A 24,074-nucleotide genomic window follows, 5' to 3' on the forward strand; every position below is an offset into this window, starting at 1 on the left:
TACCCTATTTCATCTACTAAAAAAGCGTCCCTCGTGGACGCTTTTTTATAGCACGACATCTTTAAAAACGCGATTCATTCTAGATTAATCATCAGCCATTACAATATCTTACCTTTTGTTACATTCTTGTTGGATTAATAGTTGAACTGGATATTAATTAAGGTAATGTAAGGGCAGATCTCAAGATGGACTTTGTATAAAAGGAATAGAATGAATAATAAATTACTGCCTTGGTGCATTGCAGGAGTGCTCGGAATGAGCGGTCAACTTCACGCAGAAGAAGATAAATATATTTGGTTGGAAGATGTTGAAGGCGCTAAACCAATGGAATGGGTGAAAACCCAAAATGCCGCATCTGCCGCCGAAATTAAAGCCTTCAAAGGTTTTGATACCTTAGTGGCGAACAGTCTTGCCATCCTGAACGATAAAGAACGCATTCCCTACGCCACCCATATTGGCGACAAGTTATATAACTTTTGGAAGGATGACACCCATGTGCGCGGCATTTACCGTCGCACCACAATGGAAGAATATGCCAAGGCCGATCCTAAATGGGAAACCGTGCTTGATATCGATGCCTTAGGTAAAGCCGAAGCCGTCAATTGGGTATTTAAGGATATTAGCTGTCAATATCCTGAAAATGAGCGCTGTTTTGTCTCATTGTCTCGCGGCGGTGCCGATGCGGTGGAAGTGCGTGAATTTAATCTCAACACTAAATCCTTTGTTGCTGCCAAAGATAAGCCATTCTTTTTAAAAGAAGCCAAATCGAGCCTGAGCTGGATAGATAAAGATCACGCCTTTGTCGGTACTGATTTTGGTGATGGTCAAAGCATGACGGACTCGGGTTATCCCCGGGGCGTTAAACTGTGGCAACGCGGCACGCCACTTGACCAAGCTAAGCCTGTTTTCACCGGCGACAAGGCTTCAGTTGCAGTCTCTGGCTGGGTGTTATTCGATGATAAAACCCCACTGAGTTTAGTGACCGAGGCGCATACCTTTTATACCGCCAGCCAATATGTGTACCAAGACGGTAAACTCATTGGATTACCTTTACCGCCAGATGCAGAGATTAAAGGTTATTTCAAAGGTAAGTTATTCATTGAGTTAAAGAGTGATTTAACCAATCAAGACGGTAACTTTAAGCAAGGCGCGGTCGTGTATGCCGATGTGGCGGATCTTATCGCCCAAAAAGCCAAGTTCAGTTTATTTGTGAGCCCGACTCAAACCGCATCGATTGCGCAGCTCAGTTTTAGCAAGAGTGCAATTTTCGTTAATTGGCTCGATAACGTGAAAAGCAAATTAGTGCGTTATGAGCAAGACGAAAAGAGCGCTTGGCAGAGCACTCACGTACCGTTTGAAGCGAATGGCGCCTTGACTGTAATGGACGTTGAGCAAGACAGTGATGATTTCTTCGTGAATTACACTAGTTTTCTTGAGCCTTCAAGTCTCTACACTGTGAATGCCAAAACCTTAAATCCAAAGAAAATTAAAGGTATGCCGCAACAGTTTGCTGCGGACAAGTTTAAAACTGAGCAATATTTTGCGACGTCTAAAGATGGCACTAAAGTACCGTATTTTGTGGTGATGGCAAAGGATCTTAAGTTAGATGGCACTAATCCCACGCTACTTTACGGTTACGGCGGGTTTGAAGTGTCGCTGCGTCCATCTTATTCGGCCACCATTGGTAAGAACTGGTTGGAGCAGGGCGGCGTCTATGTGTTATCCAACATTCGTGGCGGTGGCGAATACGGCCCTGCTTGGCATCAAGCGGCGTTAAAGCAAAATCGACATAAAGCCTATGAGGATTTTGAGGCAATCGCTGAAGATTTGATTGCCCGTAAAATCACCTCAAGCAAACATTTAGGCATCCAAGGCGGCAGCAACGGCGGCCTGTTAATGGGCGCGGCATTTACCCGCAGACCAGATCTTTATAATGCTGTCGTGTGCCAAGTACCTTTACTTGATATGTTTAGATTCAATAAGTTGCTAGCGGGTGCCAGCTGGATGGGTGAATACGGTAACCCTGATATTCCAGAAGAATGGGCGTACATTAAAACCTACTCGCCTTATCATAACCTGCATAAAGACGTGCATTATCCAAAGGTCTTTTTCACCACTTCTACCCGTGACGACAGGGTTCACCCAGGTCACGCCCGTAAGATGGTCGCTAAGATGAAAGACATGGGGATTGATGTGTTGTACTACGAAAATATCGAAGGTGGCCACGCCGGCGCTGCAGATAATAATCAAGCTGCGGAACTTAATTCAATGGCGTTTGCCTACTTATTACAGCAGTTACGATAATCACCGCAGGGTTAACATGAATTGTTAATTCGTTGGTGATAAAACCGAGCAAGGCCCTAATAGGTTGGGGAGCAAAAAACGGTCGAACTCATTGAGGTTCGGCCGTTTTTTTAAGTTTGTTTTTAAAATGTGAGCATTAACCACAGATAATTTGAGCCATTACCAAGAGCTTGCTACTATGGCAAAAAATTTGACTGTTACAGCCTAAGATTACCTTAAGAATATTAAGTTAGTCTCGACAAACAACTAATTTGAGTGAGAGCTATCAGTGCTAGCAAGATTTAAGACTCTATCGGTGAATCGATTCACTTTTATCACAGCGTTATTTTACGTTTGTATCTTCAATATCCCACTATTCGGCATCATTAAAAAAGGCATAGAAAAACAACCAGATGTCGATCCTATCTTCATCGCCACTATGCCGTTGTTTTTAGCCTTTGCCCTCAGCTTTGTGTTTTCCTTATTTACGGTGAAGTACCTCGTTAAGCCGTTTTTCATCATACTCACCTTGCTGTCATCGAGTGTGTTCTTCGCCGCCTATCAATACAATGTCGTGTTTGATTACGGCATGATAGAAAACACCTTTCAAACCAATCATGCTGAAGCGCTGATGTATGTGAATTTCGCTTCGATAATGAATATGTTACTGACAGGGATTTTACCTGCGTACCTTATCTATAAGGCCGATATTCAGTACCAGCCTTTTTTCAAAGAGTTACTACATAAAGTGCTGTTTATGCTGGCGATGTTGGCGGGACTCGGCATTATTGCTTTCTTTTATTTCCAAGATTACGCCGCCTTTGGCCGTAACAACGACGAGCTAAAACGTTATATCGTGCCGACGTATTTTATTGGCGCTGCGTCTAAGTACATTAATGTGCACTACTTACAAACGCCGATTGAATATCAGCCACTGGGTCTCGATGCTAAAAATGTCAGTGCCAACCCTAATGGTAAACCTAACTTATTAGTGCTTGTGGTCGGTGAAACTGCGCGTTCGATGAGTTATCAGTATTATGGTTACGACAAGCCAACCAACGCCCATACCCAAGATCAAGGCTTAATTGTCTTTAAAGATACCAGTTCATGTGGCACGGCAACGGCTGTTTCTCTTCCTTGCATGTTCTCGCGCATGGGACGGGAAGATTACGATTCTCGCCGTGCCTATGCCCAAGATACTGCGGTAGATGTGTTGAACCATGGCGGGATTAAAGTGCAATGGTTTGATAACGACTCTGGCTGTAAAGGGGTGTGCGATCAAGTTGAAAACATTTCGATTGATTTGAACAGCGATCCTGAGTTGTGTACTGGCCAATATTGTTTCGACCAAGTGTTACTCAACAAATTAGATGAAACCTTGGCCACTGCAGAACGCAAAGATACTGTGATTGTGTTGCATGTGATTGGTAGCCATGGACCGACGTATTTCTTACGTTATCCACCGGAGCACCGTAAGTTCACACCGGATTGTCAGCGCAGCGATATCCAAAACTGTAGCCCAGATGAGCTGATGAACACCTACGACAACACCATTTTGTATACTGACTACATCATCAGCGAAGTAGTGAAAAAGTTACAAAATCAGCAAGATAAATTTGATCCCGCTATGTTGTATCTCAGCGACCACGGCGAGTCTTTAGGTGAGAAGGGCATGTATTTACATGGCGCACCTTACAGCATTGCGCCAATCGAACAGACGAGTATTCCTATGCTTGCTTGGGTATCTGAGGATTTTAGTAAAGATAACCACTTAGACATGGCCTGTTTAGCTGAGCACGCGGCGAAGGGCGGTTTCTCCCATGACAATTTATTCGACAGTCTTTTAGGCCTAATGAATGTCAAGACCGAGGTATATCAACCTAAGTTAGATATCTTTGCCAGTTGCCGAGGTTAATCAACCTATTAACTCATCAATATTGAGTCGCTAACATTATCGTGCGACTCAATGTTATCTTGTGATTAAGTATGATCTACTGACCACAAGTTATTGAGTGATACCTCGTTAGTTTGGTGTAGTCGATCCAAGTATGAACTTCAAAGAGGATGGCAACATCCTCTTTTCTTTTGCTCCCTATCATAATAATTGATTTCTCCCATATCCAAACTGAAGCACTTGAGTTAACTTAATGCATACAAAAACATAACAAGTCTATGGTTCGCGATTTATGTCTTCTACTGCAGAAAATAAAGAGCTTGATCCTGCCGCGCAAATTTTGCGTTTGGCCGTACCGCAAATGTCTGCCCTCGATATCCCCGTTACACCTGAAAACTACACTGTTTGGTATGAATATTTTGCAGGGACAAATCTCGATTTAAACCGTGCGATTGATGGCTTTCTGGCAAATTCGGTCTCTTTTACTAAGGAGGTCAATACCAGCCTGTATAAGAACTTTATTCAAGAACAGTCACCCGAAGTGATTGAAAATGTGCAGATTGAAACGCAAATCCTGATCAATAGTTTGTTAAGTAAAATCAGCCAGTTGAGTCAAGGCACCGCGGCGTTTTCAGGTTCATTAGCCGAGTTTGGTTTACGCCTACAGACGAATCCCGACATTAATACCTTAAACGAGCTGGTTGACGGTGTAGTCGATGAAATGCAGATGCTACTCATCAACAACCGTGAGATGGAGCAAAGCCTGTGCACCATGGGCCAAGAAGTGCAAAATCTTAAATCGGAAATGGAAAACCTGAGCCTAGCAGCGATGACAGACCAATTAACCTCGCTGCACAATCGCCGTGCCTATAAATTGAGTATTCAAGATCAAATCTACCTCTCCCAAGATCATCAAACCCGTTGCAGTCTTTTGCTGATCGATATCGATAATTTTAAAGCCTTTAACGACACCTATGGCCATTTGACCGGCGATAAAGTGTTGGCCTATGTCGCATTAGCCTTAAAACAATGTGTGCGAGGGGATGACTTTGTGGCGCGCTATGGCGGCGAAGAATTTGTGGTGGTGTTACCGAACACTCATTTTCACGATGCATTACAAGTGGCTGAAAATTTACGGGAACGTATATCTGAGCGCCGCTTAACCATAGGAAAAGACAAAAAGCTTTCCCTTGGCGCAATTACTGTTTCGATTGGTCTCGCTTCATTACAGCAAGGCGACGATGCAGAAACCCTATTCAGTCGCGCCGACAAAGCGCTGTATCAAGCGAAGGCTGAAGGCCGTAACTGCGTGAGAGGTTAATCAGATAGGTTGAATCGTGATTGAGTTTTTGCTGGTTCAGTTACAGTTAACCTGTTGATTTTGCTGCATTTATTCAGCCAACGGTTCACGGCCTTGGCTCATTACCCATACTCTTCTCAAGCATCCTGACATTTGAAGTGATTAATCGATAAGACTAAGTTACATAAAAATTGAACTATGTAGTTGTACTATGGATTTCAGCAGATGTGATAAAAAAACGCCGCAAATCATTGCGGCGTTTTTGTCAGTTTGGATTGTAGTGGCACACTAATTTTGGCCACCTAAATAGAGGTGATATTATTACCTCGTAGATGACTTTAGGTGAACACATGAGATCGACAACCAGAAAAACATTTAGTGCTGAATTCAAACTTGAAGCAGCCCAATTAGTCCTCGATAAAAACCATAGCATCATCGAAGCTGCAAAGGCGATGAACGTAGGTAAATCCACTATGGATAAATGGGTGAGACAGTTAAAACTAGAACGCCAGGGTGGCATACCAAAAGCATCTCCGATTACCCCTGAACAAATTGAAATCCGTGAGCTGAAGAAGCAAATAGCTCGTCTTGAGGAGCACAATCTTATCCTAAAAAAGGCTACCGCTCTCTTGATGTCAGACTCGATGAACAATTTACGCTAATCAGCGCACTCAAGCAGAGCCACTCTATTCTCACAATTTGTAATGCATTCAAAGTGCATCGAAGTAGCTATAAGTATTGGCTAAAAAGAAAAGAACATATTGATGCAGACTTTACTATTTTATGCAGTGAAGTGAAGGCCGCACATCGTATTAGTCATGGCTCTGCCGGTGCGCGAACGATAGCGCAATTAGTGACTAACAAAGGGATTGGCCTCAGTCGTTATCGAGCCCGTAATCTAATGAAAAAGCTTGGGTTATTAAGCTGTCAGCAGCCTAAGCATTCTTATCGGAAAGCGACACAAGAGCATGTTGCAATCCCCAATACGCTTAATCGACAATTTGCAGTAACTCAACCAGATCAAGTGTGGTGTGGCGACGTGACGTATGTTTGGGTCGGTAATCGTTGGGCCTATCTAGCCGTTGTTTTAGACTTATTTTCCCGCAAACCTGTTGGATGGGCTTTGTCATTATCACCAGATAGTGAGCTGACCTGTAAAGCTTTGAAAATGGCATTTGAGTTAAGGGGTAAGCCTGAGAATGTGATATATCACAGCGATCAAGGTTCACATTACACGAGCTTGAAATTCAGACAATTAATATGGCGTCTTCAGATTGAGCAAAGTATGAGTCGTCGCGGGAATTGTTGGGATAACGCACCAATGGAGCGTTTCTTTAGAAGTTTGAAATCTGAGTGGATACCCGCAAGTGGTTATGGGAATTTTACAGAAGCAGATAAAGAGATCACAAATTACATCACTGGATATTACAGTGAGACCAGACCCCATCAATATAATGGTGGGTTAACGCCAAATGAGTCAGAACGTTTATATTGGAATGACTCTAAAACCGTGGCCAATTTTACTTGACCATATATGGACGCCTCAGCTTTTACAACACTTTTGAATGATTGGTTCACTACCATATATTCGGCGTCTAAATAGGCTTTTTACCCGCGCCATGATGTAAATCCGAAACCTATTACCTTATCACTACATCGGCATTTAATGCCTTGGTCAAGTCAGGCTCTAATAGGTACGGTTGACCGTTTATTCATCAGTGCATGTAAACTTTTACGTGATGCTTAACGTCTTACGCAAACGCTTTATTAACGTCGAAATTATCGTTACTCGTGAGGATCCGCCATCCTATACGCGCTATTTTATTGGCCAATGCGACAACGGCTTTGTGTCGACCTTGCCTTAACGCAAGTGCATTAAACCATCGCCCAAGTCTATCATCACGTTTGCTCGCAAATCGGCCAACGGCTCTGGCGCCATGGATGAGTAAAACACGTAGTTCTGAGCTGCCATTTTTCGTGATCGATCCTAGTCGAACTTTTCCACCAGAACTCGATTGCGATGGCACTAAGCCACACCATGCAGATAATTGCCGGCCATTTTTAAATTGATGACCCGAACCTAATTCACTCATAAAGCTTGCTGTGACTAATGGTCCAAAGCCAGGGATCGACAGCAATGCATTGTAGCGAGGTTGGATTTGACATAGCGCTTTAATGTCGCGCTCGATTTGATTAATTCTCTCATTTAAAACACATAAATCTTCATATAAAAGTTTTAACAGGTAATGAAGCGTATGAGACAGTTCATGCTCATTATTTGCTAAAATACGGCTAAGTGACGCTTGTAATTGCAACCTGCCGACAGAGAAGATCACACCAGACTCGCTCGCTAGGCTTCGAATTTGATTGACCATGGCGGTTCGATTTTGAACGAGACGACTACGTACACAACGTAATGCTTTAATGTCTTGTTGCTCAACAGTTTTAACTGGAACCATGTGGATATTAGGTCTGAAAACCGCTTCGCATATAGCGAGGGCATCGTTGGCATCATTCTTTTGGTTTGCAACAAATGGCTTAACATGTTGAGCAGGGATCAATTGCACTTGATAACCAAGAGCTTGAAATTGTCTTCCCCAGTAATGCGCCGTACCACAGGCCTCCATAGCAATAAGACTACCTTCGGGGAATTGTCTAATTTTATCGAGCAGCTTGTTTCTGTTAACCTTTTTGTTAGTCATGACTGAGTTATCCATAAGACAAACACAAACTTGAAAAACATTTTTGGCTAAATCGATACCAATAACTTTAATATCCATGATGGAAACCTCCAGAACTATTTGTCAGCTTCAAGCTTGGCATAATACTGCAAGCTTAGGTGCTGAGGCGTCCATCACATCACTACAGATAGCCGCTATTTATCACTGGGCGGTTTTAAATCCATATGCATTTTGATCAAATGCTCCTCCATGTCGAAGGTCACCTTAAAACCGAGACTCTTGGCAAGGCTGGCCATATTGCGATTCTCGAACATGGTAAAGCCGGTGAGCACAGGCGTGTAGTTAGCTTGGTAATACTTAATCAGTTTTTCGAGCAACAACTTACCTAAACCTATACCTTGATGATCGCCGCGCACTGCCATGGCAAACTCGGCCTCGGTATTGTCGGGGTCGATGGAAGCCCGTACTGCACCTAAGGTGATGTCATCCCCATCGGGGCCTTTGGCGGTGGCGATAAAGGCCATCTCACGGGCGTAATCGATTTGAGTTAATACCGCCATTTCTTCATGGGTCATTTTCGATCGCACCCCAAAATAACGTTTGTATCTGTCTTCATCGGATAACGAATTATCAAAGGCCAAATGCTTGGGCTCATCTTCGGGAAGAATCGGTCTTAGCATCACCTTTAGGCCATTTTTAAGCTCGGCAACTTCTTCTAATTCCTTCGGATACGGCATGATGGCCATGCGCGATGAACTGTCGGCATTGGCATCGTGCAAACGGATATTCACATCGAGCAGAGTGATGTTTTCACCCGCGGCTAATACTGGGTTTAAATCCAACGAAGCGATTTCGGGGCAATCGATAATGATGTGGGATATTTGCGTTAGCATCACGCACAGGGCATTCATGTCTAAACCGAGCGGTAAATGCCTGTCCTTCAACTTATGGGTCTTTAACGCTTGGATCACCATGTAACGCGCCAGTGCCATATTCAGTGGCGGCAGGGCAACGGCGGCGTCATTTGTAGGGTCCCATTCAGAACCGCCTTCACCCAAACAAATCGCTGGACCAAAGACAGGATCGCTTATCACGGCAACACGGATTTCCTGTGCGCCAGCGGTCAACGCCATCTTTTGCACTATCATGCCTTCGATAATGGCTTCAGGATTGGCTTGATGCACCCTCTGGGTAATGGCACTCGCGGCGTGGCGGATATCTTCGGCCGAGGTTAAATTGAGCATCACCCCGTGCACATCGGACTTATGCAAGATATTCGGAGACTGCACTTTTAATGCTAAGGGATAGCCCGCTTCATTAGCGATGGCGACCGCTTCATCGGCATCTTTCACAAACCAAGTGTCTATCGTGTTAAGCCCATAGGCACGCAAAATAGGACTTGCCTCGTGGGTTTCGAGTACAGATTTACCTTTCGCTTGAGCCGCTTGCAGTAATTTGCGCGCCGTGTGGCTATCGGTAGGAATATTGTCGGGGATCGATTGCGGTACTTCTTGCAGCAGTTTTTGGTTACGGCGGTATTCAACCATATGCATAAAAGCACCCACGGCGCCTTCGGGCGTACGATAGGTGGATATGCCGCCCTTAGTGAAGCGTTTTCGCGCCTGATAGGCTGAGTCTTCGCCGCTCCAGTTGGTCAAAATATTAAGGCGATTCTTTTTCGGGTGCGCGTGGATCACGCTAATCAAGGCATCGGCGATTTCAACGCTTTCACCGAGCGCCGAAGGTGAGTGTAATACCAAAATGGCATCCAGCTCATTGGAATCCATCAAGATAGTCAAGGCTTTAGCATATCGTGACGCGTTCGCATCACCAATAATATCGATGGGATTTTGCCTTGACCAAGTATTAGGTAACACGGCCTCTAATTTCGCTATGGTGTCATCTGACAATTCAGCCAATTTACCGCCGCGCATAATGAGTTCATCCACCGCTAATACCGCGGGGCCACCACCATTACTGATAATCCCTAAGCGTTCACCTTGCAGCGGATTGGAATGCGCAAGGCTTTCAACCGCGGCAAACAGTTCAATTAAGTCGTTAACCCGCAGCATACCCGCACGGCGAAATGCCGCTTCATACACGGCATCGTTACCGCCAACACCGCCCGTATGCAATTTTGCGGCGCGGGCACCTTCGGCGCTGCGGCCAGATTTAATCACCAAAATCGGTTTATTGCGTGAGGCGGCTCGGGCAGCGGAGAGAAAATGGCGTTTCTCATTCACAGAATCGATATAAAGCATGATGGCACTGGTGCGACTGTCGCGGCCAAGGTAATCGAGCAATTCGTCAAAGTTAATGTCGGTGGCATCGCCCAGAGAGATAAAGGACGAAAAGCCAATACCTTTGTTATTAGCCCAATCGAGTACTGTTGTACAAATGGCGGCCGATTGAGACACGAAGGCAATTTTACCCGGTAGGGCGCTGGCATGGGCTAAACTGGCATTTAATCCCAATGGCGGCAGCAACATACCTAAGCTGTTTGGCCCCAGAATACGCATCCCGTAACGCTTGGCATTTTGCATGGTCAGGTCGAGCAGACTCACGCCATCTTCGTTAAATTCCTGCGCCATGCCCGACGCCATAATAATCGCCACTTTACAACCAAATTGCGCCAGGGTTTCAACGATGGCGGGCACACGGCAAGCGCGGGTACAGATAACGGCTAAATCGGGTTTGATGGGTAACGCTTCAATATTGGGATAGGCGAGCACGCCCATCACAGCCCGATATTTAGGGGTGACTGGCATGATAGGCCCAGAAAAACCACTGGAGAGCAGGTTTTTCATCAGCACATTACCCGCGCGTTTCTCGGTATTCGAAGCGCCGATAATGGCTACGGAAGTCGGTTTAAATAAGGAGTGTAATGTACGTTGACTCATAAGCGATTCCATCCCAATCAATGACGCTTCCAGTGTAACCTAGGGTATGAATACTGCACAGTTAAGTTTCGGGTTCTATAAAGGCAAGTTTATTAGTAAATCATGAATTTACAGCGATTTACTGAGGATTGGTGCCCAATACTGAGGATTTCAAGCGGGATAACTGCATTTTCCACATTGCGACACGTAACAATGTGAAAAATTTCACTTTCATGTTTGAAAATCACCCAATATGAAACTACTTTTTAATCACTGTACAATTATTGTGAAGTCCATATGACATACAAGGATGGGGTCGTTGCGTTGCTCGCGGCAAGCTTTGGATATTTGCTGAGTTTAATCACCTTGTGGGCGATGGGGCCGATTATTTCTGTGTTGATTATGTTGCTGTGGCAATTTTATCAGCACAAGCAAATGCAGTCAGTTCAACAGCATGATGATAAGTCTTCAAACAACCAACTTGCCGCCGATTGGCAAGCTCACGTCAGTCTATATCAAGAAACGATCACCACACTCAACAGTTGTGGATCTAATATTGACAGCGTACTTGCGGTGCAGGGCGATGCGGTCAATCTGCTGGGAGAATCGTTTGATGGCTTAGGGCGATTAATGACCGAGCAAACAGGGTTCATTTCAGCTCTTGTTCAAAGCACTGACGATGCTGAGTTATTCCATTCAGACCAAATGAAACAATTTGCCAATAATACCTCTATGACGTTAGAGCGCTTTATTCAATCCACCATAGAAATGTCGGCATCGACCATGGAGTTGTTGGAGAAAGTGAACCTCATCTATGAGTCTATGCCCCAAGCGATGAAAGCTTTGCAGGATATAGATCAGATCTCTTCCCAGACCAATTTACTCGCCTTAAATGCGGCAATTGAAGCGGCGCGGGCGGGTGATGCGGGCAGGGGATTTGCGGTTGTGGCCGATGAGGTGCGGGCTTTATCCACTCGCAGTGCAGGCTTTAGTGAAGGCATTCAAAAACAGCTTAGATCGATTCAAACTCAGATTGAGCAATTAACCGTACACGTAAGTAAAGTTGCTGCACAAGATATGACTTATATCATAGATGCAAAGAAGGATATTGATACTGCGCTAAGGCAGATTATCGTTAAAGCAGAGAAGGATTCTCAAGTGATCGAACGCATAGATTCATCGGCACATGAACTCGAACAGGCCATTTCAGATACGATCCGTGGCTTGCAGTTCAGTGATATCACCTCCCAAAGTCTGATTTATACCAATCAATCCTTAAGCCATTTAAAAGAGTCCCTCAATCGTGTTGCCACTATGTCACAACAGGAGTTTGGCATTCAAGGTGATGACATTTCGACACAAATGAGTCGCCGACGCCAGGAGACGCATAATCCCGTATCGAGGGATCAAATAACCTGTGGTGAAATTGAACTCTTTTAATTAGGGATAGCATAATGTCAAATATTAAAGTTATTTCATTGCCAGAGCGCTTTGACTTTTATTACCACAAGAAATTTACCAGTGATTATCAAGAGATGTTAACCCTCCCAGAGGTTAATCATATTATTTTAGATTTTAGCCGAGTGCTTTATTTGGACAGTTCTGCTTTAGGCATGATGGTACTGCTGCATCGAAAGGCGCAGGAATTACATATTTCAACATCTGTCAAAGGGGCACATGGACAGGCGAATGAAATCCTAGACATCGCCAATATGCAGAAAATATACATCATAGAGTAACACTCGTTATGGTATCACTTACTCAGCCTGAACATTTTATATTAGTTGTCGATGATGATGCTATTGCGAGTCAGAGGATCAGTGACTTTATTCATAGTAAAGGTTACAACGTGATTGTTTGTAATGATCTCGAGGAGGTATTTTTTGAAATAACGCAAAATACGGTTGATTTAATCCTGATTAACTACTGGCTCAAAGATGGCACTGCACTAGCGTTACTGAATAAGTTGAACGAGGAAAAACAAGAAACGCCTGTTATTGTGATGAGTGAGACTAAAGAAAGCCAAAACGTGTTAGCGTGTTTTAGTATGGGGGTATTAGATTTTGTCGTTAAACCGATCAACGTTGAAATATTTTGGTATAAAGTTGAATGCTTACTTAGCCGTGTGCAACTACAACATAAAGTCGAACAACAAAGAATTGAACTCGAAAAAATGCTTTATGAGAAGGCCAGAGAAGAACACATGGCCCGGCATTTGTTTGAGCACTTAGTTAATATTGATAATACTGATTTTGATTTTGTGCAGACCTACTGCCAAGCAAGTGCCAATTTTAGTGGTGATATTATCCTTAATGGCATGGCACCTAATGGCAATTTCTTCTTAATTCTCGCCGATTCAACGGGTCATGGCCTGAGTGCAGCCATGCCGATTATGCGCGTCGCGAGCACATTTAGAGCCATGGTTTCAAAGGGGTTTTCTTTAATAACGCTGATCTACGAGCTGAATGCTAAGGTTCATCGCGAGAATCCAGAAGACAGATTCGTAGCCTGTATTATTTTGGAAGCCGATTTTAATCGCAATAAATTACACATTTGGAATGGCGGTATGCCGCCTGTGTATATTCAGGCTGATGAACACGCCAAGTTACCGAATACTGATATTGAAGAACGACATATTTTAAGTTCAGATAGCCATAAAGCGATAGAACAATTTAAATCGACCAATATGGCACTGGGTATATTGCCGCCACATACTTTTATTGCTGATATTTTTACCGTTGATTTACCGATTAATGGCCATGCCTGTCTTTTTAGTGACGGTTTAATTGAGCAATATACCCATGAAGAACGCCCATTTGGTATTGATAAATTAAAAGCGTTGTTTATTAATTTATCCGGTGGTCTTACCCATTATTTGAATGAAAATATGCATGAGTACTGCTCTGCTGAAAATATTGCAGATGATATTACGATTTGCACTTTAGATTTCGAGAAACTAAGCCGTTGGCATCAAAGTCGAGAAGTCAGCCGAGTGCAATCTATTATGGACGGTGAGTTTTGTTGGGATGTCAGCATCGCCGGACCTATGTTACTCAGCGCTGACTATTTAAGCTCATTAAATCAATTTTTAAGCATATTTGGCTTTGCCACTCATTTCTGCCAACGGGTTTTTACTGTCGTCGCAGAGTTATTTAGCAACGCCATTGACCATGGTGTACTAAAATTAGATTCACGGCTAAAAAACGATCCAGAAGGCTTCGAACTGTACCATAGTATTAGGGACAGTTTTGCTGACAGACTTACATCAAACGATTGGGTGAAAGTGAGCATTATCTGGCGCTCATCGAAAAACGAGTTACATATTAGTGTGAGCGACAGTGGAAAAGGTTTTACGGGTAATGAGAACATCATTGCTGACATTCCTCAGTTGTCTGGTCGCGGTCTCTCACTGGTGAAAACATTATCTAAGACCTACGAATTAGTACCCCCAGGGAATATAACTAAAGTCATAATGGAATAGCGCATGAGTAAAAAAATATTAATTGTTGATGATTCCGCTGCGATTCGACAAATGGTCGAAGCGACCCTTAAATCGGCTAACTATCAAGTGGTGCTGGCCAAAGATGGTCGAGAAGCCCTCGATATCTGTAACGGGCAAAAATTTGATTTTATTCTTACTGATCAGAATATGCCGCGAATGGATGGGCTGACCTTAATTAAATCCTTACGTGCTATGTCGGCATTTATGCGAACTCCGATCATTATGCTTACGACGGAAGCGGGCGATGACATGAAGGCGCAAGGAAAAGCGGCAGGTGCGACGGGATGGATGGTAAAACCCTTTGATCCTCAAAAGCTGTTGGCTATTACGGCAAAAGTGCTGGGTTAACTGCAACGGGGTGCACTATGTCCATCAATATGGCCGAGTTCCATCAGGTCTTTTTTGAAGAAAGTCATGAACATCTTGAAAATATGGAACAATTGCTATTGGCATTGGACCTTGCTTCTCCCGATCCTGAAGAACTGAACACTATTTTCCGTGCCGCCCACTCGATTAAAGGTGGCAGCGGTATTTTTGGTTTTACCGCACTGACCAGTGTCACCCATGTGATGGAAAACCTGCTAGATAAAACCCGTAAGGGCAACTTCCAACTCACCTCATCGATTATCGATTTACTGCTGAGTACCGTTGATACGCTATCTCATATATTGAGCCTGTACCGCGAAGAAGAACAGATTGATTGGCAGGAGGTGGAGTACAGTAAAAGTCAGCTGGTCGCAGCGTTAAATGGCGAGTCTTTTAGCTCATCGGTTGCAGTACGCAATGGCACTGATGCTGCTAATGCTCCGATTTTTCCCATTATCCAAGCCGAGTCAGTGGAGAAGGTGGAAGATCAGGGTTTTGGATTCTTTGAAGATGAAATGGCTCGCGATATTGCTATTGAAGGTGAAGACTTTGGCTTTTTTGAAGAGGCTTATCAAGCCGAAGAAATCAGCGCACAAAGTGTCATAAATGATGTAAGCAATACTGAGAAAGCGGCAGAGCCCATTGATTTCACATCCGATGATGAATTAGGCTTTGGCTTTTTTGAGGCATTAACGCCGGAATCCTTCGCCAATGAAATCGAGTTACTGAGCTCAAAGCCAGTAGCGCCTAAGGTAGTTAAACCCACCACAGTTGCCAATCAAGCTGAAGTCAACGCAGATAGCTGCCAAGCAAAACACCGCATATTTAAAGAAAAAGAGAGCGTTACTGACGCCAAAGTGTCGCCTGCTGTAAGTGTTCCCGCGAGTGTTTCTGTAAACCCTAGCTCGCCTGCTGTACCCCATTCAAATGCAACAAATTCAAATGCGGCACTCAGTTCATCCGCTATACCAAAAAATACGCCTCCAGAAGTGAAAGCAGCGGCTAAAAAACCAGCCGCGTCGGCTCAGGATGCCACCTTAAGGGTCGAAACTTCTAAAATAGATACTCTGGTCAATCTAGCGGGCGAGCTGGTGATCACTCAGTCCATGCTAACGCTTATTGGCAATGAAATGACGGGCGATTTAGGCGAACGCCTTAAGACTGCACTTAATGAATTGGAACGTAATACCCGTGAGATGCAAGAAGCTGTGATGTCGGTGCGTATGCTGCCGGTATCTTTTGTGTTTAACCGTTTCAATCGTTTGGTGAGGGATCTTTCTGAGCAACTGGGTAAAAACGTCAATCTCGTGATTGAAGGTGGCAACACAGAAATTGATAAGGGCATGATTGAAAAGCTTGTCGATCCGCTGACCCATTTAGTGCGCAATAGCTTAGATCACGGCATCGAAAAACCAGAGAAACGACTAGCAGCGGGTAAATCCGAAGTGGGCGTATTGTCCCTAAAAGCCAGCCAAAGGGGTGGCAATATTGTTATCGCTGTGCATGATAATGGCGCGGGGTTAAACCGTGAGCGCATTATTCAAAAGGCGCGGGAAAACGGTTTGCAAGTGGCTGATAACAGTAGCGACAAGCAAATTTGGCAATTGATTTTTGCCGCAGGATTTTCAACCGCGCTGGAAGTCACAGATGTGTCTGGCCGCGGTGTCGGTATGGATGTGGTGCGCCGTAATATTGAAGCCTTAGGCGGACGCATTGATATTGAGTCCACTGAGGGTCAAGGTTCAACCTTTGAAATCCAATTGCCACTTACGCTGGCGATTGTCGATGGTATGACAGTTTCTGTGGGAAATCAGATCTACATTTTGCCCTTAGTGCACATCATTGAATCCATTCAGCCGCAAACTGAACAACTCAAATTTCTAGCCAAAGAAAGACTCTTAAAAGTACGTGAAGAATACTTACCTCTACTTAACCTTTATCAGCTGATGGAAATTGAGCCCAATGCGAAGAGCCCTGAAGAGGGCATAGTGGTATTGCTCGAAAGCAACCACAAGCGCTTTGGCCTGTGCGTTGATGCCTTAGTTGGCCAGCAGCAAGTCGTGATCAAGAGTCTTGAAAAACATTATCGCAGGATCCCCGGAGTTTCCGGCGCCACCATCATGGGCGATGGCAGCGTCGCTTTGATCCTCGATGTCGAATCGCTCGCTCTGCACATAAAAAATTAAGGAAATAGCCATGGAGAGTCGATCAACTATGACTGCCAAAGTGGAATACAACTCCCATGATGAGGTGGAGTTTTTGAGTTTTATGCTGGGCGAAGAGCACTATGCCCTCGATATTATGTCTGTGAAAGAAATTCGCGGTTATGAGTCAGTCACCAAAATTGCCAACGCCCCTAGCTTTATAAAAGGCGTGATTAATCTACGCGGTGACATAGTGCCCATAGTGGATTTACGGATGAAATTTGCTGTTGGAGCAGTCACTTATAACGAGTTCACTATCGTCATTATGCTCAACGTGTTCGAGCGCATTGTCGGCATAGTGGTCGATGCCGTATCCGATGTGATTAAGCTATCAGCGGAGGAGATCTTACCCGCACCAGAATTTGGTGTGGCGTTCGATAGTCGCTATCTCAAAGGCTTAGCCACAGTCGAGGATAAGATGATCATTTTAGTAAATATTCAGGCTCTGATCAGCAGTGATGAGCTGGGTCTAATTGATGCAAATAGTCTGACTGATCAGGAGTAACAATAATGAGTATCTTCAAATTTTTTGGCAATGATGAAGCGCGTGAACAAAGGGATGAAGAGCGTCAGCGCTATTTTCAGCTACTCGATAACAGTGGCAACAGCTTCATGATTGCTGACAGTCAGCGCAATATCATCTATGCGAATAAAGCCGTCGTCCGCTTGCTTCAAGAGGCCGAGGACGATATTCGTAAAGAGTTACCCCAATTCTCGGTCGCTAAACTGATCGGCAGTAATATTGATATTTTCCATAAAAATCCAGCGCATCAACGCAACCTATTAGAGCGTTTGACTCAGTCCCATACTGCACAAATCACCATTGGCAAGCGTACCTTTAGGTTGATTCTGACGCCGATTATCACGGCTGAAAATAAGCATTTAGGCACAGGTGTCGAGTGGATAGATCGCACCGAAAGTATTGAAGCCGAGCGCGCAACCCAGCGCATTATGGAAGCGCTCAACAATACCAGTACCAACGTCATGATCGCCGATGCTAACCGTACGATCATTTATATGAATCGCTCGGTCGAAGCCATGTTACGCCAGTCTGAACACGAAATTAGGCAGGCCTTACCACACTTTTCCGTGGATAAAATCCTCGGCAGCTCGATGGATATCTTCCATCGTAATCCTGCCCACCAAGCGAGTTTACTTGATAAATTAGACCGTAAATATGAATCGCTGATTAAGGTCGCTAGTTGCCATTTCCGTTTAACGGCTAGCCCCATAGTGTCAAAAGAAGGCGAGCGCTTAGGGACTGTGGTTGAATGGCTCGACCGCACCATTGAAGTGCAAACTGAGCAAGAGATTTCCCGCATTGTGACCGCAGCAGCAGCGGGTGATTTCTCCCAAAGGGCGGACACCGAAGGCAAGCAAGGTTTCTTCCTGATGCTGGCGAACAACTTGAATTCGTTAATTGAAACCTCGGACCGTGGACTGCAAGATGTGGCGCGCGTACTGATGGCGCTGGCGGATGGCGATCTGACTACCCGCATTTATAACGATTATGAAGGCACTTTTAATGATTTGAAAAACTACTCAAATCAAACCGCTGAAAAGCTATCCTTCATGATCCAAGATATTCAACGAGCGGCGGATACCATTAATACTGCCTCAGCAGAAATTGCCCAAGGCAACGCCGATTTATCCAGCCGCACCGAAGAGCAAGCTTCGAGCCTAGAAGAAACTTCCGCCAGCATGGAGGAACTCACAGGTACAGTGAAACTCAATGCGGATAACGCCAGCCAAGCCAATGCCTTAGCCTCTAAAGCTTCGGAAGTGGCAGTGGACGGTGGTGAGCTTATCCAGCAAGTCGTACAGACCATGGCATCGATTAATGAATCGGCGCGTAAGATTGCCGACATCATTGGTGTTATCGATGGCATTGCATTCCAAACCAATATCTTAGCGCTTAATGCCGCTGTTGAAGCTGCGCGGGCGGGTGAGCAAGGGCGTGGCTTTGCTGTAGTCGCATCAGAAGTGCGCAGTTTAGCCCAACGCTCGGCCAATGCCGCTAAAGATATCAAGGCATTGATCTCGGATTCCGTGTCTAAAATCGAGAGTGGCAACAGCCTTGTCGGTAAGTCCGGCGATACCATGAAGGAAATCGTCATCGCCATTAAACGGGTGAACGACATCATGGCGGAAATCGCCTCAGCGTCTAATGAGCAGGCAATCGGTATTGATGAAATCAGCAAAGCTGTGGTGCAAATGGATGAAATGACACAGCAAAATGCGGCATTGGTTGAAGAAGCGGCCGCCGCCGCTGAAAGCATGCAATCCCAAGCACAGCAACTCTCAGACAGTGTTGCAAGTTTTCGTGTAGACGATGAGGATGAAGCCCCAAGGCAGAGCAACGCGAGATTAGCGGCGCCCAAAGCTAAGGCGATGAAACCCATGAAGCAGCTTCAACCTATGGCAAAATCAAGGGTGACAGAGAAACCTAAAACCAATGCGATGAAGCCCATGAAGCAAGATCAAGATGAATGGGAAGAATTTTAATTGAGCGAAAACAAACCATTGGAGCGAGAGTTTGCCTATACCTCGGTGCACTTTAATACTGCGCGGACGACGCTGTACCGCTTAGCAGGGATCAAACTCGCCGATAGCAAGGATGCTATGGTGTATAGCCGTTTAGTGCGGCGGATCAGGACATTGAAATTAGCCGGATTCTCGGCTTATTTTGAGTATCTGTTAAGCCATGAAAACGAACACCAAGAATTTATTAATGCGTTAACCACCAATCAAACGGCTTTTTTCAGGGAACCGCATCACTTTGAGGTGTTAAAGCAATATTTAATCGATAATCCAGATACCCGCAGGATCTGGTGTGCGGCCAGTAGCACAGGAGAAGAACCATACTCGATCGCCATTGCTGTCGCTGAGCATTTTAATAGTTTTAAAACGCCTATCGAGATCATTGCCTCCGATATCGACAGCGGCGTACTAAAAAAGGCTGAAATGGGTATTTATCCCTTAGACCGGATTGATACTGTTAGCGATATCCGCAAGAAACGTTTTTTTCACCGCGGACGCGGTTCACAGTTGGGCAATGTGCGCGTGGTGCCCGAATTAAAACAAATGCTCAAGTTCACCCGCATCAATTTACTCGATTCATTTTGGCCGTTAAAAACGCCAATCGATGTGATTTTTTGCCGTAATGTGATGATTTATTTCGATAAAGAAACACAGGAAGTCATTTTAAAACACATGATGAACTCCCTCAGCGAGGATGGGCTTTATATAGCGGGACATTCGGAAAATTTTAACATGTTCCCGCAAATCATCACTGCCGTTGGCCAAACAACCTATCGGCCAGTGAAGGGGCTCATGAGTGCTAAAACCTAATATCGAATATGCCATTACAGAGCCGAATCGCTATCATGACCATCATTTTGGTTGCGATGCGGTGAAAATCTTACCCGGCGAATATTTTGCGACCCGTGAAGACACCATGATAGTGACAGTGCTTGGCTCCTGCGTGTCCGTGTGTTTGTATGATCCTAAGCTCAAAATTGGCGGGATGAATCACTTTTTATTGCCAAGCGATAACAGCAATTGCACTGGGGTACTCGCTGACTCAGCACGTTACGGTGTATATGCAATGGAGCTATTAATCAATGACTTGCTCAAGCTTGGCGCGCAGCGCAATTCACTCGAAGCGAAAGTGTTTGGGGGGGGCAATATGTTACGTGGCTTTACCGTGCACAACATTGGCGAGCGTAATGCCGAGTTTGTGATTGAATACCTCAATCTGGAAAACATCCCCATAATGGCCGCCGATTTACTCGATGTGTATCCGCGCAAAGTGTATTTTTTCCCCCATACGGGCAAAGTGAAAGTTCGCAAAATTAAAACCATGCATAACAGCACGATTCTTGACCGAGAAAGCGAGTACCGCTTACGGGTTCGTAATCTCCCCACGGGCGGTGACGTTGAACTATTTGGTGATTAAGTTATGACGATCAAAGTGCTAGTTGTTGATGATTCCGCGCTGATGCGCAGCCTACTCGGTAAAATGATTGAGGCTGATCCTGAACTGTCTCTGGTTGGGCAAGCTGCCGATGCCTTTGAGGCCAAGGATCTGGTGAATCAATTTCGCCCCGATGTGATCACCTTAGACATCGAAATGCCTAAAGTGGATGGCTTAACCTTTCTGGACCGCTTGATGAAAGCCAGACCCACAGCGGTAGTGATGATTTCCTCGTTAACCGAGCAGGGCGCGGATGCGACCTTTAATGCCTTGGCCTTAGGCGCGGTGGATTTTATCCCTAAACCAAAATTAGACTCGCCCCAAGGTATCCATGATTATCAGGATTTTATTTTAGATAAAATCAAATCCGCCGCGAAAGCCAAAATCATCAAGCCGCAGAAATTTGTTGAGCCAGTACGACCAGTGTCGAGTAAGCGGCCGGTATTGGCCAATGCAACCCTGACACAACATCTAGTTGCGATAGGCGCCTCTACAGGCGGCACCGAAGCCATCTTGTATGTATTACAGCATTTACCTGCGGCTATGCCACCGATAGTGATCACCCAACATATGCCAGCGGGGTTTACCCGCACTTTTGCGGAACGTTTAAACCGACAGTCACGGATCACTGTTAAAGAAGCGGAGCATGGGGAACGACTCTTACCCAGTTATGCCTATGTTGCACCAGGAGATCATCACCTTGAGATCATCAAAGTGGGTGGTAGTTATAAAGTCAAATTAACCCAAGATGAAAAGGTCAGTGGCCACAGACCTTCGGTCGATGTGATGTTTATGACCTTGGCCCAATGTGCCGCGCCCAATATCAGCGCGATGATTTTAACTGGCATGGGCAAAGATGGCGCCGAAGGCATGGTGGCGCTGCATCAAAAAGGCGTCACCACTTTTGCCCAAGATGAACAAAGTTGTGTGGTATTTGGCATGCCAAGGGAAGCGATAAAGTGCCGCGCGGTGGATTATGTGGTGGAGTTGTCGCAGATGCCGAGCAAACTTATCAACCACTTAAGCTCACTGTGATTGCTGCTTTTAATGAAGTTCAAAAGTAACCATCAATATGGTGGTGAGCCAAACGAATGACATTACGGCCAGACTCATGCACCGGATGAGTGAATGGCGTTCAATCCTGCTCACTTGGTGAAAACACTAATTGATTTCGGCCTAAACGTTTCGCCTCGTATAAGTGCTTATCCGCCAGTAACAGACAATCTTGAAACTCCTCACATTCGTCCGAGAACACTAAACCGCCGCTGAGCGTCACCTTAAACTCGACGCCATCTTCGACAAAGACGATATGGCTAAAGCTCTCGCGGATCGCATTTAACTTAGCGATCGCCAGTGGTTTTTGCATATCTGGCAGCACTAACATAAATTCCTCACCGCCATAGCGACCGGTAAAGTCAGTTTGCCGTAAGGATTGTTGTAAAAGATGGGCAAAGGCTAGCAACACCTTATCACCACCGGCATGGCCATAGGTATCGTTCACTTTTTTGAAGTGATCTAAATCGAACATGGCGATACAAACCTGAGAGTTAATTCGCCTTGCCACGTTATAGCAGCGCCTCGCGGCAACCAGAATCTGGGTATGGTTTAACAATCCTGTTAAGCTGTCGCGGCTTGCCGAACTGCGAATATCATGGCCACGTTGGGCGCGGGATATCACTTGCGCGACAAATAAACTCGGCGCGGTTTGCTTCGAAATTAGGTCATCCGATCCTGCTTGTATGATGCTGACTTTATTCTGCATAGTATCGTCAGAGCTCAACACGAGAATTGGGCTAGAGGTGTATTTATCCAGTTGGCGTATCATTTTTGCCAGTTCAAGCCCGTTCACCTCAGGCATGTATAAATCGAAGATAAACAAATCGGGTTCAAACTGCTCAAGGGCAGGCAAGACTTGCTCGGCGCTCGATAACCCTTTCACCATCAAACCGTGACTGCGTAACAGGCTTGAAAAATAATCCACCATAGATTGCTGATCATCCACCAGTAACACCTTCAAGGGCTGCTTCTCTGACATCTTGAGAGATTGATGGATTTTGCGCACCAATAAAGTGGTTTCCGCAGGTTTGACAAAATATTCGCTAACGTTGGCACGAATGGCCAGCAACCGCATGTCAAAATCCCCCCGCGAGGATAAAACAAACACTCGGGTATTGTTCTTCTCAAACTCTGTGGCTGCTTCGAACAAGGCCTCTTCAGTCCAATCGGGCAGAATTAAATCCAATAGAATCAGATCGAAGGGCGTTTCATTTTGCACCGCCAGAAAGCTCGTGAAATTCAAAAAATGCTGCACACTAAAACCGAACTCTCGCAGTTGCTTTGTGATCATCGCGCCGACATTACCATCGTCCTCTATGATGGCAATATGGTGATCATGCCGCGCCTTAGCCGGTTTATAGGGGCTTTGCTGCATTTGCGCCTCCACCACTGGCGCCGACGGTTGACCGCGCATATTGTTTTGCAACAACTGGTGGAAGAGGGTATCTAAACCCTTGATCGTTGGTAGTTCGGGAGCTGGCGCATTGAGCAACCCTTTAAGCTGCAGCTCAAGTTTATCGACTATGTGTTTGGTATCCGACAATCCAAAGGTCTCGCTCGATCCTTTTAAGTTATGCACCTCACGATACACAGCCGACAACATGTGTGCATTCCAATTTTTACGCAATGAAATCCACAGGGTAATGATTTGTTTCTTTTTATCCGGCAGTGCATGTAAAAACTGTCGTTTAAGTTGCTCTAACGAATCTTCAAAACTCATAGGCAATAGATATCCTAAATGATTGAGCCCTAGGTTTCTCCGTGTGGTCGCTACCTCGGGACGATAAAACCCGTTTATACCGATACTTAAATTGACACTGTTCTCAACAGAAGGATGTAACAGATTCAATCAATTGCATGTATCTTTTGACTGACTAATAGAGTGTAAACCACTGCGAAAAAAACGACGGGGAAATGCACAGATGCCACCCGC

The 24,074-nt window shown here is 45.0% G+C and carries 17 protein-coding genes; 14 read left to right on the plus strand and 3 right to left on the minus strand.

Going from position 1 to position 24,074, the window contains the following annotated elements; translation table 11 throughout:
• Positions 1-210: 210 nt before the first annotated feature.
• From DYH48_RS08960 to DYH48_RS08975, 4 genes are all read left to right on the plus strand, one after another.
• Positions 211-2,304, plus strand: a complete 2,094-nt coding sequence (locus DYH48_RS08960; RefSeq protein ID WP_115334561.1) for a prolyl oligopeptidase family serine peptidase — start codon at positions 211-213, stop codon at positions 2,302-2,304.
• Between the two features lie 268 nt (positions 2,305-2,572).
• Entirely contained in the window at positions 2,573-4,198 is a 1,626-nt protein-coding gene (locus tag DYH48_RS08965) for a phosphoethanolamine transferase (RefSeq protein WP_012587610.1), read from the plus strand.
• Positions 4,199-4,469: 271 nt separating this feature from the next.
• On the plus strand, positions 4,470-5,498 hold the full coding sequence (locus DYH48_RS08970; protein ID WP_115334562.1) for a GGDEF domain-containing protein: 1,029 nt from the start codon (positions 4,470-4,472) through the stop codon (positions 5,496-5,498).
• A 329-nt stretch (positions 5,499-5,827) separates the two neighbouring features.
• Positions 5,828-7,005 (plus strand): IS3-like element ISSba5 family transposase gene (locus DYH48_RS08975; RefSeq protein WP_086012033.1). Its coding sequence is split into 2 segments (ribosomal slippage): positions 5,828-6,086 and positions 6,086-7,005, totalling 1,179 coding nucleotides; the frame shifts between segments, so codons are not numbered across the junction.
• Between the two features lie 223 nt (positions 7,006-7,228).
• On the opposite strand, the gene DYH48_RS08980 is transcribed toward DYH48_RS08975, so the two are convergent.
• A complete protein-coding gene (locus tag DYH48_RS08980; RefSeq protein WP_011979494.1) occupies positions 7,229-8,257 on the minus strand; it encodes an IS110 family RNA-guided transposase in 1,029 nt (342 codons plus the stop codon).
• Between the two features lie 95 nt (positions 8,258-8,352).
• The gene (locus DYH48_RS08985) at positions 8,353-11,058 is read right to left on the minus strand and encodes an acetate--CoA ligase family protein (RefSeq protein WP_115334563.1); all 2,706 of its coding nucleotides are present in this window, start codon (positions 11,056-11,058) and stop codon (positions 8,353-8,355) included.
• A gap of 276 nt (positions 11,059-11,334) precedes the next feature.
• On the opposite strand from DYH48_RS08985, the gene DYH48_RS24070 reads away from it, so the two are divergent.
• Genes DYH48_RS24070 through DYH48_RS09035 form a run of 10 tightly spaced genes read left to right on the plus strand, consistent with a single transcriptional unit; the run spans position 11,335 to position 22,120 of the window.
• The gene (locus tag DYH48_RS24070; RefSeq protein WP_115334564.1) at positions 11,335-12,477 is read left to right on the plus strand and encodes a methyl-accepting chemotaxis protein; all 1,143 of its coding nucleotides are present in this window, start codon (positions 11,335-11,337) and stop codon (positions 12,475-12,477) included.
• A gap of 14 nt (positions 12,478-12,491) precedes the next feature.
• The gene (locus DYH48_RS08995) at positions 12,492-12,776 is read left to right on the plus strand and encodes an STAS domain-containing protein (protein WP_006086737.1); all 285 of its coding nucleotides are present in this window, start codon (positions 12,492-12,494) and stop codon (positions 12,774-12,776) included.
• A gap of 8 nt (positions 12,777-12,784) precedes the next feature.
• Positions 12,785-14,518 (plus strand): SpoIIE family protein phosphatase, encoded by a 1,734-nt coding sequence (locus DYH48_RS09000; RefSeq protein ID WP_115334565.1) that lies wholly within the window; start codon positions 12,785-12,787, stop codon positions 14,516-14,518.
• 3 nt (positions 14,519-14,521) lie between these two features.
• A complete protein-coding gene (locus DYH48_RS09005) occupies positions 14,522-14,887 on the plus strand; it encodes a response regulator (RefSeq protein ID WP_006086735.1) in 366 nt (121 codons plus the stop codon).
• 17 nt (positions 14,888-14,904) lie between these two features.
• Positions 14,905-17,091, plus strand: coding sequence for a chemotaxis protein CheA (locus DYH48_RS09010; RefSeq protein ID WP_115334566.1), 2,187 nt, complete (start codon positions 14,905-14,907; stop codon positions 17,089-17,091).
• Between the two features lie 10 nt (positions 17,092-17,101).
• Positions 17,102-17,614, plus strand: coding sequence for a chemotaxis protein CheW (locus tag DYH48_RS09015; RefSeq protein WP_006086733.1), 513 nt, complete (start codon positions 17,102-17,104; stop codon positions 17,612-17,614).
• Positions 17,615-17,619: 5 nt separating this feature from the next.
• On the plus strand, positions 17,620-19,614 hold the full coding sequence (locus DYH48_RS09020) for a methyl-accepting chemotaxis protein (RefSeq protein ID WP_115334567.1): 1,995 nt from the start codon (positions 17,620-17,622) through the stop codon (positions 19,612-19,614).
• Complete coding sequence (locus tag DYH48_RS09025; RefSeq protein WP_172481169.1) at positions 19,615-20,460, plus strand: CheR family methyltransferase; 846 nt, start codon at positions 19,615-19,617, stop codon at positions 20,458-20,460.
• Positions 20,447-21,067, plus strand: coding sequence for a chemoreceptor glutamine deamidase CheD (cheD, locus tag DYH48_RS09030; protein ID WP_006081683.1), 621 nt, complete (start codon positions 20,447-20,449; stop codon positions 21,065-21,067). Before DYH48_RS09025 ends, cheD begins: the two co-directional genes overlap by 14 nt.
• Before the next feature lie 3 nt (positions 21,068-21,070).
• Positions 21,071-22,120, plus strand: coding sequence for a protein-glutamate methylesterase/protein-glutamine glutaminase (locus tag DYH48_RS09035; protein ID WP_115334568.1), 1,050 nt, complete (start codon positions 21,071-21,073; stop codon positions 22,118-22,120).
• Positions 22,121-22,220: 100 nt separating this feature from the next.
• On the opposite strand, the gene DYH48_RS09040 is transcribed toward DYH48_RS09035, so the two are convergent.
• Positions 22,221-23,861 carry a diguanylate cyclase gene (locus DYH48_RS09040; RefSeq protein WP_115334569.1) on the minus strand — a complete coding sequence of 547 codons (1,641 nt, stop codon included), beginning with the start codon at positions 23,859-23,861 and terminating at the stop codon, positions 22,221-22,223.
• Positions 23,862-24,074 lie beyond the last annotated feature (213 nt).

The organism is Shewanella baltica (assembly GCF_900456975.1).
Taxonomy (GTDB): domain Bacteria; phylum Pseudomonadota; class Gammaproteobacteria; order Enterobacterales; family Shewanellaceae; genus Shewanella; species Shewanella baltica.